The organism is Aestuarium sp. (assembly GCF_023253315.1).
GTDB classification, from domain to species: domain Bacteria; phylum Pseudomonadota; class Alphaproteobacteria; order Rhodobacterales; family Rhodobacteraceae; genus Marivivens; species Marivivens donghaensis.
Window position 1 is genome coordinate 1 of record NZ_JALRGW010000029.1, and the last position, 17,233, is coordinate 17,233.

General features: G+C 58.1%; 15 protein-coding genes and 1 pseudogene. 10 read left to right on the plus strand and 6 right to left on the minus strand.

Annotation, left to right across the window (positions count from 1 at the left end; all coding sequences use genetic code 11):
• From AC1QQ2_RS12305 to AC1QQ2_RS12325, 5 genes and pseudogenes are all read left to right on the plus strand, one after another.
• Positions 1 to 302 (plus strand): annotated as a pseudogene (locus tag AC1QQ2_RS12305) (NADPH-glutathione reductase); the annotation flags it as partial.
• Between the two features lie 75 nt (positions 303 to 377).
• Positions 378 to 1,523 (plus strand): FtsH protease activity modulator HflK, encoded by a 1,146-nt coding sequence (gene hflK / locus AC1QQ2_RS12310; protein WP_105235716.1) that lies wholly within the window; start codon positions 378 to 380, stop codon positions 1,521 to 1,523.
• Positions 1,523 to 2,392 (plus strand): protease modulator HflC, encoded by an 870-nt coding sequence (hflC, locus tag AC1QQ2_RS12315; protein ID WP_105235715.1) that lies wholly within the window; start codon positions 1,523 to 1,525, stop codon positions 2,390 to 2,392. The genes hflK and hflC overlap by 1 nt, the downstream gene beginning before the upstream one ends.
• Entirely contained in the window at positions 2,392 to 2,514 is a 123-nt protein-coding gene (locus AC1QQ2_RS12320) for a DUF2065 family protein (RefSeq protein ID WP_479713355.1), read from the plus strand. The genes hflC and AC1QQ2_RS12320 overlap by 1 nt, the downstream gene beginning before the upstream one ends.
• 189 nt (positions 2,515 to 2,703) lie before the next feature.
• A complete protein-coding gene (locus AC1QQ2_RS12325; protein WP_105235714.1) occupies positions 2,704 to 4,167 on the plus strand; it encodes a Do family serine endopeptidase in 1,464 nt (487 codons plus the stop codon).
• 44 nt (positions 4,168 to 4,211) lie between these two features.
• Here AC1QQ2_RS12325 and AC1QQ2_RS12330 read toward each other — a convergent pair whose 3' ends face one another.
• Complete coding sequence (locus AC1QQ2_RS12330; RefSeq protein WP_479713356.1) at positions 4,212 to 4,739, minus strand: peptidoglycan-binding domain-containing protein; 528 nt, start codon at positions 4,737 to 4,739, stop codon at positions 4,212 to 4,214.
• A 159-nt stretch (positions 4,740 to 4,898) separates the two neighbouring features.
• Between AC1QQ2_RS12330 and AC1QQ2_RS12335 the strand changes: the two genes are divergently transcribed.
• Positions 4,899 to 5,222 carry a 2Fe-2S iron-sulfur cluster-binding protein gene (locus tag AC1QQ2_RS12335; protein ID WP_479713357.1) on the plus strand — a complete coding sequence of 108 codons (324 nt, stop codon included), beginning with the start codon at positions 4,899 to 4,901 and terminating at the stop codon, positions 5,220 to 5,222.
• A complete protein-coding gene (locus tag AC1QQ2_RS12340; protein WP_479713358.1) occupies positions 5,222 to 5,920 on the plus strand; it encodes an FG-GAP repeat domain-containing protein in 699 nt (232 codons plus the stop codon). Before AC1QQ2_RS12335 ends, AC1QQ2_RS12340 begins: the two co-directional genes overlap by 1 nt.
• On the opposite strand, the gene cobS is transcribed toward AC1QQ2_RS12340, so the two are convergent.
• Positions 5,906 to 6,676: an adenosylcobinamide-GDP ribazoletransferase gene (cobS, locus tag AC1QQ2_RS12345; RefSeq protein ID WP_479713359.1), complete on the minus strand. Its 771-nt coding sequence runs from the start codon at positions 6,674 to 6,676 to the stop codon at positions 5,906 to 5,908. The genes AC1QQ2_RS12340 and cobS overlap by 15 nt on opposite strands.
• A 78-nt stretch (positions 6,677 to 6,754) precedes the next feature.
• Between cobS and cobT the strand changes: the two genes are divergently transcribed.
• A complete protein-coding gene (gene cobT / locus AC1QQ2_RS12350; RefSeq protein WP_479713360.1) occupies positions 6,755 to 7,771 on the plus strand; it encodes a nicotinate-nucleotide--dimethylbenzimidazole phosphoribosyltransferase in 1,017 nt (338 codons plus the stop codon).
• On the opposite strand, the gene AC1QQ2_RS12355 is transcribed toward cobT, so the two are convergent.
• Positions 7,768 to 9,702, minus strand: coding sequence for a cation:proton antiporter domain-containing protein (locus tag AC1QQ2_RS12355; RefSeq protein WP_479713361.1), 1,935 nt, complete (start codon positions 9,700 to 9,702; stop codon positions 7,768 to 7,770). The two genes, cobT and AC1QQ2_RS12355, sit on opposite strands and share 4 nt — an antisense overlap.
• 85 nt (positions 9,703 to 9,787) lie before the next feature.
• Positions 9,788 to 12,376: a hypothetical protein gene (locus AC1QQ2_RS12360; protein WP_479713362.1), complete on the minus strand. Its 2,589-nt coding sequence runs from the start codon at positions 12,374 to 12,376 to the stop codon at positions 9,788 to 9,790.
• Between the two features lie 164 nt (positions 12,377 to 12,540).
• Here AC1QQ2_RS12360 and AC1QQ2_RS12365 point away from each other — a divergent pair, with 164 nt between their 5' ends.
• Entirely contained in the window at positions 12,541 to 13,269 is a 729-nt protein-coding gene (locus AC1QQ2_RS12365) for an SIMPL domain-containing protein (protein ID WP_479713363.1), read from the plus strand.
• A 38-nt stretch (positions 13,270 to 13,307) separates the two neighbouring features.
• Here AC1QQ2_RS12365 and AC1QQ2_RS12370 read toward each other — a convergent pair whose 3' ends face one another.
• Both AC1QQ2_RS12370 and AC1QQ2_RS12375 read right to left on the minus strand, forming a co-directional pair.
• Positions 13,308 to 14,594 (minus strand): O-acetylhomoserine aminocarboxypropyltransferase/cysteine synthase family protein, encoded by a 1,287-nt coding sequence (locus AC1QQ2_RS12370; RefSeq protein WP_479713364.1) that lies wholly within the window; start codon positions 14,592 to 14,594, stop codon positions 13,308 to 13,310.
• A gap of 90 nt (positions 14,595 to 14,684) precedes the next feature.
• Positions 14,685 to 15,503 carry a sulfotransferase family protein gene (locus AC1QQ2_RS12375; protein WP_479713365.1) on the minus strand — a complete coding sequence of 273 codons (819 nt, stop codon included), beginning with the start codon at positions 15,501 to 15,503 and terminating at the stop codon, positions 14,685 to 14,687.
• Between the two features lie 152 nt (positions 15,504 to 15,655).
• Here AC1QQ2_RS12375 and AC1QQ2_RS12380 point away from each other — a divergent pair, with 152 nt between their 5' ends.
• Positions 15,656 to 17,233 carry a DUF5928 domain-containing protein gene (locus AC1QQ2_RS12380; protein WP_479713366.1) on the plus strand — a complete coding sequence of 526 codons (1,578 nt, stop codon included), beginning with the start codon at positions 15,656 to 15,658 and terminating at the stop codon, positions 17,231 to 17,233.

A 17,233-nucleotide genomic window follows, 5' to 3' on the forward strand; every position in this document is an offset into this window, starting at 1 on the left:
TGACCGAGGAACAAGCTCGCGATCAGGAACCGATTGAGGTTTACACCTCGTCCTTCCGTCCGATGCAGACCCTCTTTGCTGGGCGCGAAGATCGTGTGTTGATGAAACTGATCGTCTCACAGGCGACACGCAAGGTGCTCGGCGTGCATATCGTCGCGCCGCAAGCGGGTGAAATGATCCAGATGGTTGGCATCGCCGTTAAAATGGGTGCAACCAAAGAAGATTTCGACCGTGTTTGCGCTGTTCACCCGACCATGGCTGAAGAGCTGGTCACAATGAAAACGCCGACGCGAACGGCTTGAAATTCGGGGCTGAGTCCCCAAATCTGACTAAAGGCCTCGAACGTCGGGGCATTGCATAGGGATATAAAGAGGTTCATGGCTGGGAATAATGGTGGCCCATGGGGCGGCGGCGGAAATAAAGGCGGCTCTGGCGGAGACGACGATAATAACCGAAACAACGGTCCGCGGCGTCCGGCGGGCGGGGACCAGATTCCCGAACTCGACGAGCTGTTGAACAAGGGACGCGAACAGTTCCGTGTCCTGATGGGCGGCGGCAATGGTGGCGGCAATCGCTCTGGCGGCGGCGCACCTTCTGGCCCTGCGTTCACGCGTGGCACAATCGGCCTTGCCGCTGCTGCGGCTGTAGTCGTTTGGGGCATGGCGTCGTTCTACACCGTGAAGCCCGAAGAGCAGTCGGTCGAACTCTTCCTCGGCGAATTCCATCAGGTCGGAAATCCCGGTCTGAACTTTGCCCCATGGCCACTGGTCACACGTGAAGTTCTGGCTGTTTCGACCGAACGCACCATTGAAATCGGCACCTCGAACGTCGGCAATGATGCAGGTCTGATGCTGACGGGCGACGAAAACATCGTCGATATTGACTTCCAAGTCGTATGGAACATCCGCGATCCACAGCGTTTCCTGTTCAACCTTGCTGATCCTGCCGCGACCATCGCTGCTGTGTCTGAATCGGCAATGCGCGAAATTATCGCTCAGTCGGAACTGGCACCGATCCTCAACGTGAACCGTGCCTCGATTGCGCAGCAGTTGACCGACCTCGTGCAGTCCACACTCGACAGCTACGACAGTGGTGTGAACATCGTTCGTATCAACTTTGACAAGGCAGACCCGCCGCAGCCTGTTATCGCGTCTTTCCGCAAGGTGCAGGACGCCGAACAGGAACGTGACCGTCTGCAATCGCTGGCAGATGCCTACGCGAACCGCGTTGTGGCAGAGGCCCGTGGTCAGGCAGCGCAGCTTCTCGAAGAAGCCGAAGCCTACCGCGCACAGGTCGTCAACGCCGCCGAAGGTGAGGCGAGCCGCTTTAGCTCGATCCTGACCGAATACCAGATGGCGCCTGATGTGACGCGTCAGCGTATGTATCTGGAAACCATGGAAAAGGTTCTGGGTAGCGTAGATCTGATGCTCTTGGACGACAACAACGGCGACGGCACTGGCGTTGTGCCTTATCTGCCGCTCAATGAAATCCGCCGAAGCACCACCGAAGGAGGGTCGAACTAATGCGTAAGACCGCGTTTCTCATCCCCGCTGTGGTCGTTGCTGGCGCTGTAGCCCTGTCGTCGCTGTTCATCGTTGATGAACGTGAGAAGGCGCTCGTGCTTCAGTTTGGTCAGATTGTCCGCGTCCAAGAACAACCGGGCCTCGGCTTTAAAATTCCATTCATCCAAGAAGTGGTCACCTATGACGACCGCATCCTGAGCCGTGACATGGAAGAGTTGGAAGTCACCGCTTCTGATGGTCGTCGTATCGTCGTTGACGCCTTTGCGCGCTACCGTATCACCGATGTGGAAACCTTCCGTCGTGCAGTTGGTGTGGGCGCTGAGCGGGCTGCGGCATCGCGTCTGGACTCGATCCTGCGGGCTGAAACCCGTCAGGTTCTGGGTAGCGTGACCTCGAACGACATTCTGTCGACCGACCGTGCCGCGCTGATGCAGCGAATCCGCAACGGTGCAATCGACGAGGCACAGGCGCTTGGTCTGCAAATCATCGACGTGCGTTTGAAACGCACCGACCTGCCGCCAGAAAACCTTGCTGCGACCTATGATCGTATGACGGCAGAGCGTGAACGCGAAGCGGCTGACGAAATCGCCCGTGGTAACGAAGCTGCACAGCGGATCCGCGCACAAGCTGACCGCACCGTGACCGAACTAGTGTCTGACGCAGAACGTCAGGGCGAGATCATCCGCGGTGAAGCCGACGCAACGCGCAACCGCGTCTTTGCAGAAGCTTACGGCGCTGACCCAGAGTTCTTTGAATTCTATCGCTCGATGAATGCCTATGCGACTGCGCTCGAAAACGGCAACACATCGATGGTGCTGTCGCCGAATAGCGAGTTCTTCAAGTATATGAAGTCCTCGGAAGGCAATTGATGATCTGGATGATTGGCATCGCCCTCGGGCTGGTGTTCGTGATCGAGGGGCTGGCCTACGCGCTGGCCCCTTCTTTCGTTGAAAAAATGCTAGCCGCATTGGCCGAACTGACCCACCAATAGCGGCGCATGGTCGGCCTGATCGCGGTTTTTATCGGTGTTCTACTTGTGCATTTTTGCGCACGCGGCCTACACTGAAATTCACAGGTGGTTGAGGTGGCTGTAGCATGTCTTGAGTTACCTCGCGCCATGCATAGAGTTTGGATTGCCATCGGGGTGTGACGCCCCGCAACCGCAAAAAGGAGAGGCACCGTGACGTCTCAAGCACTCACTGTTTCCCGCCACACAGAACAGACCCGTCTGTCCTATGCCGTGGCAATCTTGCTGTCTTTTGTATTCCTCTTGGCCCAAACCGTTGCGGGTTTCGCACAGTCGCGTCCCGACAGTTTCGCCGATTTGGCCGAGAAATTTAGCCCCGCCGTCGTGAACATCACGACGACGACTGTTGTGTCCACCAATGGCGGCCCGCGTGGCGTTGTGCCTGAAGGGTCCCCGTTTGAGGACTTCTTTAAAGACTTCCAGAACCGAGGCCCGCGCCGTTCGTCGGCTCTTGGGTCTGGCTTTGTGATCTCGTCGGATGGTTACATCGTGACCAATAACCACGTTATCGAAGGCGCGGATGAGATCCTGATCGAATTCTTCCCCGGTGGGACCGAACCGCTCGCTGCGACCTTGGTTGGCACCGACCCGAACACTGATATAGCACTTCTGAAAGTGGACGCGACCGACCTGCCGTTCGTGAACTTCGGTGACAGCGACACGGCTCGCGTTGGCGACTGGGTCATGGCGATGGGTAACCCGCTGGGGCAGGGGTTCTCTGTTTCGGCTGGTATCGTCTCTGCACGGAACCGCGAACTGTCGGGCACCTATGACGACTACATCCAAACCGACGCCGCGATTAACCGTGGTAACTCTGGCGGCCCGCTCTTTAACATGGACGGCGATGTTGTCGGCGTGAACACCGCGATCCTGTCGCCCAACGGTGGCTCGATCGGGATCGGGTTCTCGATGGCGTCGAACGTTGTGAAAAACGTCGTGGCCCAGTTGAAAGAGTTCGGTGAAACCCGTCGTGGCTGGCTCGGCGTTCGTATCCAAGACGTAACCCCCGATATGGTCGAAGGCATCGCTGGCCTTGATCACGCGGCTGGCGCTTTGGTCAGCTCCGTCCCTCCGGGTCCTGCAATGGACGCAGGGATCGAGGCTGGCGACGTGATCCTGACCTTTGACGGCAAAGAAATCACCGACACCCGCGAACTCGTTCGCATCGTGGCGGATGCCCCCGTGGGTCAAGAGGTCCTCGTGAACGTCCTTCGCAACGGTGAAACGGTTGAATTGACGGTCACTCTGGGTCGTCGCGAAACCGCCGAAGCCTCCATGCCTGGCTCTGAGGCCCCAATGGAAGACGCGGCGCCGACACAGACTGAAATGCTCGGCCTGACGCTGTCCGAGGTCAACAAAGAGACGATCAGCCAGTTTGGCCTTGCTCCGAATGCTTCGGGTCTGGTGATCACTGCCGTCGATCCGACCTCTGATGCGGCGTCGAACGGTCTACAGGCTGGCGATCTGATCTCTGAAGCTGGTCAGCAGCCCGTTACATCGGTCGCTGATTTCGAGGACCGCGTGAGCGAAGCGCGTGACGCTGGACGCAAATCCCTGCTGATCCTCGTGAACCGTGACGGCATGACCCGCTTTATGGCGCTTCGTATCGTGGAATGATCGGTTGAGTAACCTGACACAAAAAGGCGCCTTCGGGCGCCTTTTTACATTCCTAGATCGGTTGGCGTGAGCGCGACCAGCCCTAGAACCTTGGCCGCATCAACAGACAACAACGGACTGTCCACGCCTGTCTGTTGCCGCTGATATAGCCGTACCGCTGCAGTCGTTGTCTCATCCATAATCCCCGTGATCGGGGCCTGATAAAACCCGCGCGCTGCCAGCGCCCGCTGAACCGATGCGATGAAACCGCTGTTCATCTCAGAGGGGCAGACAACCTCGAACAGCACTTCACGCCGTTCACGGATGATCTGTTGATTGGTGACAGTCTGGTAAACGGCAGGCTCCAAAACGCTGCCATCAGGCGCGAGGACTTCTTCTTTGATCAATTCTTGATCCGTGACCGTATGTGTCTGCGCTGGCGTCACGTCGCGGCCAAAACACTTGCCGTAATAATCGGTTTCGATCCCAGCTTCGGTAAAGGCAGGCGGGTTGGAATACGGCGGCACCCCACCATCCGAACAAGCGGACAGCGCCAGCCCAAATAGGGCTGCGGAGTGGGTGACACGTTTCATCTGGGGCTGCTCTGCCTCTCTTTTACAAAAACTCTATGGCATTTTTCGACCAATGGCGCAAATTTTATGATCCGTGTCGGTTAATCTGCGACAGAAGGCTGGAACAGCCACGTACAACGCATTAAATCTACCACGACTTTACAGGAACGAGAGCAGATCATGGCCAAAATCACCTATATCGAACACAACGGCACCGAACACAGCGTTGAGGTGAAAAACGGTATGACCGTTATGGAAGGTGCCCGTGATAATGGCATTCCGGGTATTGAGGCCGACTGCGGCGGCGCTTGCGCCTGTTCGACCTGCCACGTTTATGTACCTGCTGAGTGGAAAGACAAAGTTCCGAGCATGGAAGCGATGGAAGAAGACATGCTCGACTTCGCCTATGAAGTTGACCCTGACCGTTCGCGTCTATCCTGCCAGATCAAGGTGACCGACGCGCTGGACGGTCTGGTTGTGAACCTGCCAGAGCGTCAGATCTAATGCGCCTCTGGCCGCTCTTGGCTCTTTGGCCATATGCGGCGTGCGCTGAGCCTCTGACGGCCCGTTACGTGGACCCCACCGATGCCTATGGGCACGGGGCGGTCGCTAATGGCGAATACGCGGGGCTTGAGGTCACGTGGCAGGGGCAGAGCCATACATTTCAATACAAAGACGCGGTGTTCGAAGATACGAACCCGCGTCTTTTTGACTTGAACGGGGATGGCACGGCTGAGGTCGTTACGGTTCTCAGCGGATTTAACGATGGGGCACGGATTGCGGTCTTTGGAGTGTCGTCCGACGTGATCGCACCCATCGCTCTTGGCGCACCGTTTGGGCAACGTAATCGGTGGTATGCGATTGCAGGTATCGCGGATTTCGACGGGGATGGCGCGGCAGAGATTGCCTATGTCGACCGTCCGCACCTCGCCAAAACGCTGCGGTTCCTAGAGGTCACGCAAGCTGACGGTGCTTGGACCCTGACCCCGGATGGCGCGGTTAAGGAGCTGACCAATCATCGTCTTGGCTCTGCGGTGATCGAAGGTGGATTGCGCGATTGCGGTCAGCCAGAGGTCGTAACCGCCAACGCCACTTGGACCCGCATTATGGTCACGTCTCATGACGCCACGGGCTACACCACCCGCGATGTCGGGCCCTACACTGGTCCCGATAGCCTCACCGCTGCCTTAGCCTGCGATTGAGGCCAACACGCCAAGCGCTGTGATCTCTGCGATTTGCTGCGCCGCGCCGAGGATATCGCCCGTTTGCCCGCCGATCTTTGCCTGCGCGATTAGCGCGACTTTAACCGTGGCGAGGCTGACAAAGATAAAGAGCAGGATCACCGTCCACCCGCCCAAAACTGCCGCAACCGCCAGTCCGATCAGCAGAGCGACGCCAACAGGGGCCTTTTCAGGACGCCCGACAGAACGGGACAATCCGCCCGCCCGTGCAGGCTCCATCAGGTGCATGAGGGCGACCATCGGAACGCGGCTGAGGGTGGCAACGATGGGCAAGGCGCACCACATCCAACCCGCGCTGATCAGGGCCTCAATCGCAATCCACCGCGCCAAGAGCGACAGACATAGCGCGATCACCCCATAGGACCCGATGCGGCTGTCTTTCATGATCTCAAGCCGACGATCCCGATCCCATCCGCCCCAAAGCCCATCGGCGCTATCGGCTAGACCGTCTTCGTGCATCGCGCCAGTGATGATGACCATGACGGCCAGAACGGCGGCAGCAACCAGACCGTCGGACACGCCGAACCACTGCCAAACGCTGCCGACAATCGCGGCGATCACCCCGACCGCTAGACCCGCCAGCGGGTAGGCCCAGACGGCCTTGGCCGCACGTGCCCCTGCGGCTTCGTGGTCGACCTTTACGGGAAGGCGGGTCAAGAGACCCAGCGCAGCCAGCACATCGGCGGGTTGAAATTTGCGAATGTCGGAGTTGGACATAGGTGCGACCCTTTCTGACCTTTCATTCTGTGCCACGAGGGTTATTCAAGGCGCACAAAAAGTGCAACGAGGACCGCCATGACCCGCCCATTTTCTAGTCTCGCCGAATTTCGCGCTCTTCTGTCTGCTGCTCCTTCGCTCGATAGCGAAGCGAAGGCTTGTGCAGAGGAACGCAACGGTCAGTTGACGAAACCTCCGGGGGCTCTGGGCCGTCTCGAAGATTTGGCGATTTGGTATGCGTCGTGGCGTGCTAATCCGCGTCCATCGATTGAAAACCCCCAAGTGATCATCTTTGCTGGCAACCACGGCGTTTGTGCGCGTGGCGTGTCGGCATTCCCGCCTGAAGTCACCGTTCAGATGGTTGCGAACTTTGAACACGGTGGTGCGGCAATTAACCAATTGTCCAAGGCGTTCGGCGCTGACATGTCGGTCGTGTCCCTGTCGCTCGACACGCCCACCGCTGATTTCACCACAGCCCCCGCAATGTCCGAGGATGAAGTGGTCGACGCGCTCGTCGCCGGCTGGACCGCCGTCAAAGACACTAGCGACCTGCTGGTCGTTGGTGAAATGGGCATCGGGAACACCACCGCTGCGGCGGCCGTTGCGGCGGCCCTGTTTGGTGGCGACGCTGCCGATTGGACGGGGCGCGGAACGGGCGTCGATGATGAAGGTCTGAACCGCAAAACCGCTGCCGTTGCCGATGGCCTTGCGCTTCATGCTGATGTGATCGCTGATCCGCTTGAGGCGCTGCGTTGCCTCGGTGGTCGTGAATTGGCGGCGATGGCGGGTGCAATCGCACGCGCGCGGAACCTACGCATTCCTGTGATCCTTGACGGGTTCATCTGCACCGCCTCTGCTGCTGCGCTGGAATGCGCGGTCGCGGGGTCGCTCGATCACACTGTTGCGGGCCACGTCAGCGCCGAAGGTGCACATGCGAAACTGCTGGCGCATCTAAACAAAGCACCGCTTCTGAACCTCGGCCTGCGTCTGGGCGAAGGCTCTGGCGCGGCGCTGGCAATCGGCGTCCTCAAAGGCGCGATTGCGTGTCATTCTGGCATGCTCACCTTTGCAGAAGCAGGGGTATCGGACGCCTAAGCGTCCCCTTGATCCTTCGGTAATAGGGCGCTGTCGCTACGGCGGCGCCCGATGCCACCTTTGGTTTCCGCCTCGGCTTCGGCCTCTTCTTTGGACGCAAGCGACAGTTCCAAATCGGAATTCAACTCCTTTGCCCGCTTAAGATAGGCCGCATTTTTCGACGTCGGCACATCGGGTTTCCAGAGCGTCGCCAATTCCTTCATCATGCCGCGATCATGGTGGTAGAACATGGTTTCTGCCTCAGCCGCCTCGTATTCCGACAGCCCAAGGTTTTCGAGCGCATAGCGCCCCGCACGCAGCGAACTGTCGAACAGCTCGCGCACGATGTCATTCGCACCTGCCGCGTAGAGTTCATACACATGCTGCCGATCCCGCGCACGGGCGACGATGTGGATGTCGTCGCGCATCTGACGGGCATAGCGCACCAGCGCCGTTGCCTTGTCCCGTCCATCTACGGCCACGACCAGCACCTTTGCCTCTGCAATTCCCGCCGCTTTAAGTAGGTCAGGCCGTGTCGGATCGCCAAAGAAGCCCTTGAACCCGAACTTGCGCATGGTCTGAACGGTTTCCAGATCGGCGTCCAAAACCACGGTCGAAAATCCAGCCGACTGCACCAGTCGGTTCACGATCTGCCCAAACCGCCCGATCCCCGCGATGATCACTGTGCCCGTCTCATCGATGTCGTCGGCATCTTGGTGTTCATCCTCGCTCGCCATTTTGCGGGTGCGATATTCGTAGAGGATGAACAACAGCGGCGTGATCAGCATCGACAGTGCGATCATCAAAAGCAGCTTTTGCGCGAGGGCGGGGGACAGTGCGCCGATCCCCAAGGCAAAGCTGATCAGGACAAAGCCAAACTCACCCGCTTGACCGAGGCTGAGGGTAAATAGCCAGCGGTCGTGGGGTTTCAACCGCCATATACGCGCAAGACCATATAGGATACCGCCTTTGACCGCGATCAGAAGTAACGTCAGCAGCACGATCCGTACGGGGTCGCTAAAGAACGCTTGGAAATCGAAACCTGCGCCAACGGTGATGAAAAACAGACCGAGCAGCAGCCCCTTGAACGGCTCAAGGTCGGTCTCTAGCTCGTGTTTGAATTCAGAGTTCGCCAGCACCACGCCTGCAAGGAACGTCCCTAGCGCGGGCGATAGGCCGACCATTTGCATCAACACCGCAATCGCCACGACCATCAGAAGGGCGAGCGCCGTATACATCTCCCGAATGCGAGCCTGATGGATGTAGCGGAACACAGGCCGTGTGAGGAACACACCCGCAAGGATGATCACCGCGATTGCACCGACAGTGACCAATGTGACGCCCCATCCTGGCAACCCTTCAACGAGCGAGAATGTGCCGTGGTGCGTGTCGTCGGCGGCGCGTTGGATCGACCCATCGGGCGAAATCATCATCGGTGCGGCAACAGCCAAAAGCGGCATGAGCGCCAGCATGGGGATCACGGCGATATCCTGCGTCAGCAGAACAGAGAACACGTTGCGCCCGCCCGCCGTCTGCACCAGCCCCTTTTCCGACAGGGTTTGTAGAACGATAGCGGTTGAGGACAACGCGAGGATCATCCCGATGGCGATGGAATCCAGCGCGGTTTCGTTCATCAGATAGGCCAGCCCAGACAGGGCCGCGACGGTCAAGATGACCTGCAGCCCGCCCAGTCCCAAGAGCTTGGCCCGCATTCGCCATAGGACGCGCGGTTCTAGTTCTAGCCCGATGAGGAACAGCATCACAACGACGCCAAATTCGGCAAAGTGCTGGACGTCTTTGGATTCCGACCCGACCAATCCGAACACGGGCCCGATGACGATCCCTGCCAGCAAATACCCCAGCACAGACCCAAGGCCCAAACGTGCTGCCAAAGGCACCGCAATCACTGCTGCGCCTAGGTAAATGGTTGCCTGAAAGAGAAAACTTTCCATCGGTGTCCGTCTTATTAACTAAAATTCGATGGCGCTGGTAATGTCGCCTTATACACTTGGGGCTGACTGAAGAAATTGCTAGGGATCAGCCCCTCGGCATTTCCAACGACACCACGCGACCCCGTTTTTCGTAGTTCAAAACGGATTCGCCAATCGCGGTGACCCGACCTCCGTCGAGGGTATCACCCACCCGAACTGATACAATCCGCCCGTTGCCCATCCGCACCAATGCAATCCGGCTAGAACTGCTGCCTGCGATACCGATCAGGGCGATGTCGCGCATGGTCAAAACGTTGTTTTCGGTTGCGGCGCGGGCCACACCACCAGGGACAGAGCCCGTAGGCCGCATGGTTGCCGATACATCCGTTGGTGCGCTCGCCTCAGGCTCTGATTGGAGCGAGGCAGCAGTCGCCGTGACGATCCGATCAAAGTTGCGCGGACGCTGGATCGGTAGCGGCGACGACGCGACCGCGTATTGGGATGCCCCAGCGGTCAAATCTGGCGGAGCGGCAGCAGCGATCGCAGCTGCAATGGCGTCAACGTCAGCTTCGGGGATTGGCAGTGGTGCTGGCTCTGACGCGACGATGACCAAATTGTCAGGACGTTCACGCGGACGCAGCGCGGCCAACTCTGACGCAATATATCCACCCAGTGTATCCCGTTCGATGTTCTCAGCGAGGTTATCAGGACGGCTGCGTGGACGGAGGCTGGCCAGTGACACACCACCAGCGGTCACAAGGTCAGGATTGGTGGTCGGCGCGGCCTCTGGATTTGGCGCAATCCCGTCGGGACGCGCAATCGGGCGGGTCGTCGTGGCGGTTGCAGCAAAGACGGTGACCCCCGTTGGCAAAACGGTGCCTGCCTCGGTCGCGCGGATATTGCCGTTCGCGTCACGGTCAAATTCGGTTCCCGCAGCGGGTGGTGCAAGAGGGGACACAACGGACAGATCGGGTTGCATTGCCGTAATAGAAGGCAATGCAACCGCATCTGTCCCGAACGTCACAGGGTCGATGGCCGCGATGGTGACGCCGTCTGTCGTCTCGATTTTGGGCGTGTAGGGGAAGGTCGGCGCACGCTGCCAAACACCCGTCGCGGCGTAGAGGCGCTGAGCCTCTGCGGGGCTAAGCACTTGACCAAGAGGCAGATCAGTCGGCGGCAATAGCGCCCCGTCTTGGGTTAGGTTTTCAATCGCGATATCCACGTCCGACATCGCATCGCCGAGGTCGGCTGCGGCCTCGTCTTCGGGGGCAGGGTTGTCGGCGTCGAGTGTGGCAACCGTCACGTCATTGCCACCGAACAATCCCGCGATCCCGTTTTCCAAAGTCGACGACCAGATCGCGACCGCTAGAAGGAAAGCCAGCAAAAGCGCCATTAAAATCGCAAAGACGTACTTGGGCCGTTTGATCGCTTTGGCTTGGGCTTTGCGGCGGGCACCGAAAATGGTCAGCCGCACTTTTTCGTCGGCGGGTTCGGCATCGCCGTCGAGTTCGGCTACCACCTCTTGCGCTTTGGCCTCCAACTTGGCCAAGGCAGCAGCATCGCGTTCCGCATCCTTTTCCGCGCGGCGCGATTTGCGGCGGTCGTTCATTGCGGTGAGGCCATTGCCGAGTGCCGTCTTTGCAGAGGTCGCTGCCGCTATGACGGGCGCAAGCGGCGAGGTCTTGTCTTCTTGCTTGGCTTCCGTTGGGACGGTGCGTGGCGTTGCTGCGAAAATAGGAGCGGCGTCCAGATCGCTGGGCGCGGGTGGAATGCCGACCGTGGGGGTGATTGTCGGCGTGATCCGTGGCTGGATCGTGGACGTCGGTTTGTCCCCCGTGGTCAGTGTCGGTGTCGTGGCATCAGACGTCCGTGCACGGCTCGAGAACACAACGGGTTCGGCAGGCTCTTCGGGCTCGTCCGTCGGTTCTGGCGCAGCTTCTGGTTCTGCCTCAACGGGGGCAGGGGCCTCTTCGATGGCGGACAGGTCGATATGGAGGTCGATATCAAACTCTAGCTCTACTTGTTCGTCCTCAGTCTGCGCCTCTTCTGTAGGTTCGACAGGTTTGACAGGTTCGACCGTTGCCTCTTCAACAACCTCTGGCTCTGCCACCGGCGGCTCTTCGACCACCTCCGGTTCAAGTTCAGGTTCTGGTTCGGCAACGCGACCCACGACCACCACGGCATCCACATCACGTTCGATGGTCTGACCGTCGGACAGCAGTGTTGCCGCCGCGCTCGTTCGGCCAAAGAACGCCTCGCCGACAAAGGTGAAGGCATCAGGCACAGCCGCGAAACTGACAGGGTTAAACCCGTATCCCGCAGCAAAGCCTTCGGCCTCGTCCAGCGTTTCGCGTGCAATTGCGGCTACATAGGTCCGACCTCCGCCACGCGAATAGTCGAACACCAGATCATCAAGTGCATATGGCGTCGCCCCGTCGAGAGACACGCGAATGTCGTCTTCATCGGCACGGGGATTATCCAGCGCAAGATACCGAATCTGATCGTTTGGAATAAGAAGCTTGGTCCGCAGCGGCGATGGGTCGAGCTGTGTCGCCCGATCCTTCATCCGTGCAAGGGCAGCGCCTAGATCGGCGTCATCCAGCGCGACCTCGTCCACCAAAAGCCAGCCGTCGGAACTCCGCTGCAATAAACGGATCCCTTCGAACGACAGTGAAAGTGCAAAATTTGGTGTCATAAAATTGGGACTAACATGATTTCTTTGGAGCGGAAATGTAACGGCGCTCAATGATTTAAGCTACAGCAACTTCCCGCCCACTCGGAAAATTTACTCGTGTTCTACCGCTGGCTGTGATCGCCTGAGGGTTGATTAAGAATCGTTCCCAGTGAAAGGATCAAACGATGATGACCTTTATGCGTGCAGCGCTGATCTCTGGCCTCATGGCCGCGCCCCTTGGTGCGATGGCGCAGGACCGCGTTGTGCCGTCAATTTCCGTCTCGGGTGAGGGGATTGTCACCGCGCCCGCTGATATGGCCGTGGTCACAGTCGGCGTTATGCACGAAGGCAAAACGACGGGCGAGGTGTTGGATGCGGTCAGCATGGCAACTACAGGTATCCTCACCGTGCTAGAGGCCGCTGCGATCCCTCAGGGTGACATTCAAACAGGCCGCGTGTCACTGATCCCGCGCTATGGTCGGACCGTTCTGGGGGCACCTGATTACACCCAGATCGAAGGATACACCGCGTCTACCACGCTTTCCGTGACCACCCATGACCTGACAACGCTGGGCGGATTGCTGTCCGACGTGGTCGCGGGTGGGGCAAATACGGTGAATGGTGTGTCCTTTGGGATCGACGATGACTCCACCCTTATGGACGAAGCCCGCGCGAAAGCGGTCGAGGATGCGCGTCACCGAGCAGAGGTTTATGCGATGGCGGCTGGCGTTGATTTGGGCGGCGTTCTCACGCTGAGCGAAAACAGCTACGGCGGCTATGCCCCTGTCGTGATGGAGGCGATGTCCGCTCGGTCCTTTGACAGCGGTGCGCCAAAAATGGATGTGCCCTTGGTCGCAGGGGACATCACGGTGTCGGCGCAGGTCAGTATCGTCTACGGAATCGCAACTGAGTAACGAAAAGGCCGCCCATCGGGCGGCCTTTGGTTTTGGGATTAGGCGGTTGCCTTCGCCAGCGCCTGATCGAGATCGGCGATGATGTCCTTCGGGTCTTCGATCCCGATGGAAATCCGTACGACTTCGGGTGCTGCACCTGCTGCGCGCTGCTGATCCTCGGACAGCTGGCGGTGCGTGGTAGACGCAGGGTGAATGATCAACGACCGGGCATCGCCAAGGTTTGCTACGTGGCTAAACAGCTGCAGGCTATCCACCAGTTTCACGCAAGCGTCGTAGCCGCCCTTAACCGCAACGGTGAAGAGCGCACCTGCGCCTTTTGGAACCAGACGCTCTGCGCGCTCTTTGTAGGGGCTGGAGTCCAGACCCGCATAGGTCACGTAATCCACGCGCGGATCCGCTTCGAGCCAGTCAGCGACTTGTTTCGCGTTTGCCACGTGTTTGTCCATGCGCAGCGAAAGCGTTTCCAGACCCATCAGCGTGTAATGTGCCGCCTGCGGGTTCAGCGTCATACCGAGGTCGCGCAAACCGATGGCGATGCCATGGAAGGTAAAGGCCATCGGGCCCAACGCTTCGTGGAATTTCAGGCCGTGGTAGGCAGGTTCGGGCGCCGAGAGCGACGGGAATTTGTCCGATGCGGACCAATCGAACTTGCCTGAATCTACGACCACACCACCTGTCACGGTGCCGTTGCCCGTCATGTATTTGGTCATCGAATGCACAACGAGCGTCGCGCCATGTTCGATCGGACGGCAGAGATACGGTGTTGCCGTAGTATTATCGACGATCATCGGGATGCCAGCAGCGTCTGCAATCGCAGCAATCGCGTCGAGGTCGGTGATATAGCCGCCGGGGTTTGCGATGGTTTCGCAGAACACAGCGCGGGTGTTGTCGTCAATCGCCGCCTTCACCGCATCCAGATCGTCGAAATCAACGAACTTGGCCGACCAGCCGAACCGTTTGATTGTCTGGCTGAACTGCGTGATCGTGCCGCCATATAGACGGGTCGATGCGACGATATTCAGGCCAGGCCCCATCAGCGGGAAGAGCGCCATAATCTGCGCCGCGTGACCTGAAGAACAGCAAACAGCGCCCGCACCGCCCTCAAGCGCCGCAATACGGTTCTGAAGCGCACCAACGGTTGGGTTGGTCAGGCGCGAATAGATGTAACCGACCTCTTGGAGGTTGAACAAACGCGCGGCGTGGTCGGCGTCTTTGAACACGTAAGCGGTAGTCTGATAGATCGGCACCTGACGTGCGCCAGTGGCTGGATCCGGCTCTGTTCCAGCGTGAATTTGTAGCGTTTCAAAACCGAGGTCTTGTGTCATTGCATCCTCCCATGAGTCATTGTTGCCCAGACGTTACGTCAGGCTCACCCATAGGACAATGCAGCAAAATCCTAATGTATTGCGACGGTTCTAGTCGCCGAGTTTGGCGTGAACCTCTGCCAGATCGATCTCGCCGATTGGCATCTTGTTCCCCGGATTTTCAAAGTCGTATTTGAACAGATTGAAATCCTTTTTGTAGATTTCATAGACGAGGTGCATCGACAGATCGTCAAAGTAATCTTCAACAGGATGCGCCCGCTTCGGCCCGTGCCCTTCGCTTTCGTTAAAGCGGGGGATGGTTTTCAGGTCGATCGGATGCGCGGTTTCGCAGTTATCGAGAACGACCTGCATGCCCTCGTTGAATTTCTCAGTAAAGAAGATGTGGTCGTAGGTGCCGCCGTTCGCAATGAAGGTCGAGATGTGGCCAGACATAGCCGACCAGTGAATGTCGGGCTCCATCGGACGCTTCCAACGGATGGTGTCGCGTGCGAACAAGAGGAACCGACGGAACGATTTGATTTGGTCGAAGTCGAAATCATCTTCGGGCGATCCAACCTCGATCCCGTATTTCTGCGCCAGTTGCGGCACGAGGTTCCCGCGGTAGCGTTTCCCGTTGCGCTGAATCCCGCAGATTTTGTCAAAGAACGATGACAGGATGCGGGTGTAGGGGTTCCGCACGCAGGTGAAGGCATAGCTTTTATGCGCTTTGACGTTGTCGGTGATCAGCGGCTGGCTGGCCTCAAACGCCCATTTGTGCATACGGTCTGTAGCATCGTGGATGTCGCCGTCAAAGAACTCTCCGTGGTCGGAGTAATACATAATCTGACCGATTGAGGAGCAGGCGCATTTCGGCACAACCCGATACACCATGCTTTCGCTCTCAGTCATCCACGTTCCAGGAAAGCCCATACTCGTCGCCCCTTGTTACCCTTTGTCCCTTGTTGCCAGATCGTGCGGGACATTATCCACCATAAAAATCAAAGAAACGCTGTTTATTCAACGGGTCTTCGGGTTATCAAGGGGGAAACTGATCAGTTCGACCGCAGGGTTTTGTTTCCAATATGGCAAAAATCGCCTTCATTCTCCTGTGCCACAAGAACCCCGAGGCGATTGTGCAGCAAGCCCAACAGCTCACCGCGGTTGGGGATTACATTTCGATCCACTTTGATGCCAGCGCGTCCAAAGACGACTATCAGCTGATCCGCGAGGCCTTAGCCGACAACCCAAATGTCACCTTTGCGAAAAAGCGGATCAAATGCGGCTGGGGTGAATGGAGCCTCGTTCAAGCGACGCTCTACGCCATTGAATCCGCCGTCGATGCCTTCCCGCGTGCGACCCATTTTTACATGGTGTCTGGCGATTGCATGGCGATCAAATCAGCGAAATACGCAAAAGAATTCCTCGACGGCCGTGATGTCGACTACATCGAAAGTTTTGATTTCTTCGAAAGCGATTGGATCAAAACGGGGATGAAAGAGGAACGCCTCATCTACCGCCATTGGTTCAATGAACGTGTGCACAAACGTCTGTTCTACTGGTCCTTCTGGTTCCAGCGTTGGGCAGGGCTGAAACGGGCGATCCCCGACGATATTCAGGTCCAGATCGGTAGCCAGTGGTGGTGCTTGCGCCGCCGCACAATCGAGTGGATTCTCGATTTCACACGTCAGCGCAAAGACGTGATGAAGTTCTTTTCGACCACGTGGATTCCTGACGAGACGTTTTTCCAGACCCTCGTGCGGCACCTGATCCCCGCCAAAGAGATCGACACCCGCACGCTGACCTTCCTGATGTTTACCGACTACGGGATGCCTGTGACGTTCTACAACGATCACTTTGACATGCTATTGGCGCAGGATTCGCTCTTTGCTCGCAAGATCAGTCCCGAAGCGGTGGACCTCAAAAAACGGCTCGGTCGGCTCTATGCCTCTGACCAAGACGATTTCAAAATCTCGAACGAAGGTCGGAACCTGTTCAAGTTCCTGTCTGGCCGTGGTCGCGAAGGGCGCCGCTTTGCCCCCCGTTTCTGGGAGGCCGAAGCCAGCCTTGGCCGCGAACGCGAACTGCTGATCGTCGCTTGTAAGAAATGGCACGTGGCCAAGCGTTTGATCGACGCCATCAACCAAAACGCCAACATCCCGACTGTTGCCTATCTCTTTAACGAAGAGGCCACGCCGCTCCCTGATCTGGGGGGTATTCAGGCGACCTTGGGCAAACGGCATCGTCACAGACGGGCTATGATGCGGATGCTGTTCGACTATCACCAGACCGACAAAATGGTGATCTGTATGGATACGGCGAACCTCGATCTGATGCAGGATTTTGCCTCCGACCGTGCGACGACAAAAATCCTCGAAATCCAGTGCGAGTTTTCGGACGAATATCTGATCGGTCACTCCAGTCGCGTTGGTCTGATGGGGCACCAAACGCCGCCTGATACCGTGGCGCGGCTCTTGCCTACGGTGCGCAACGACTTTGCCCACGAAAGCGACCGCATCCGTGACGGTGGCTTTGAACACTATTACCGCATCCGCGAATTGGTCCCGCCCGAAGACAACGCGGCGGCCATTGCGTCTTTCTTGTCTGTGTCCGATGATGTGGCGCGAACGATCGCACAGACCCCTTATCTTTACGTCGACTGA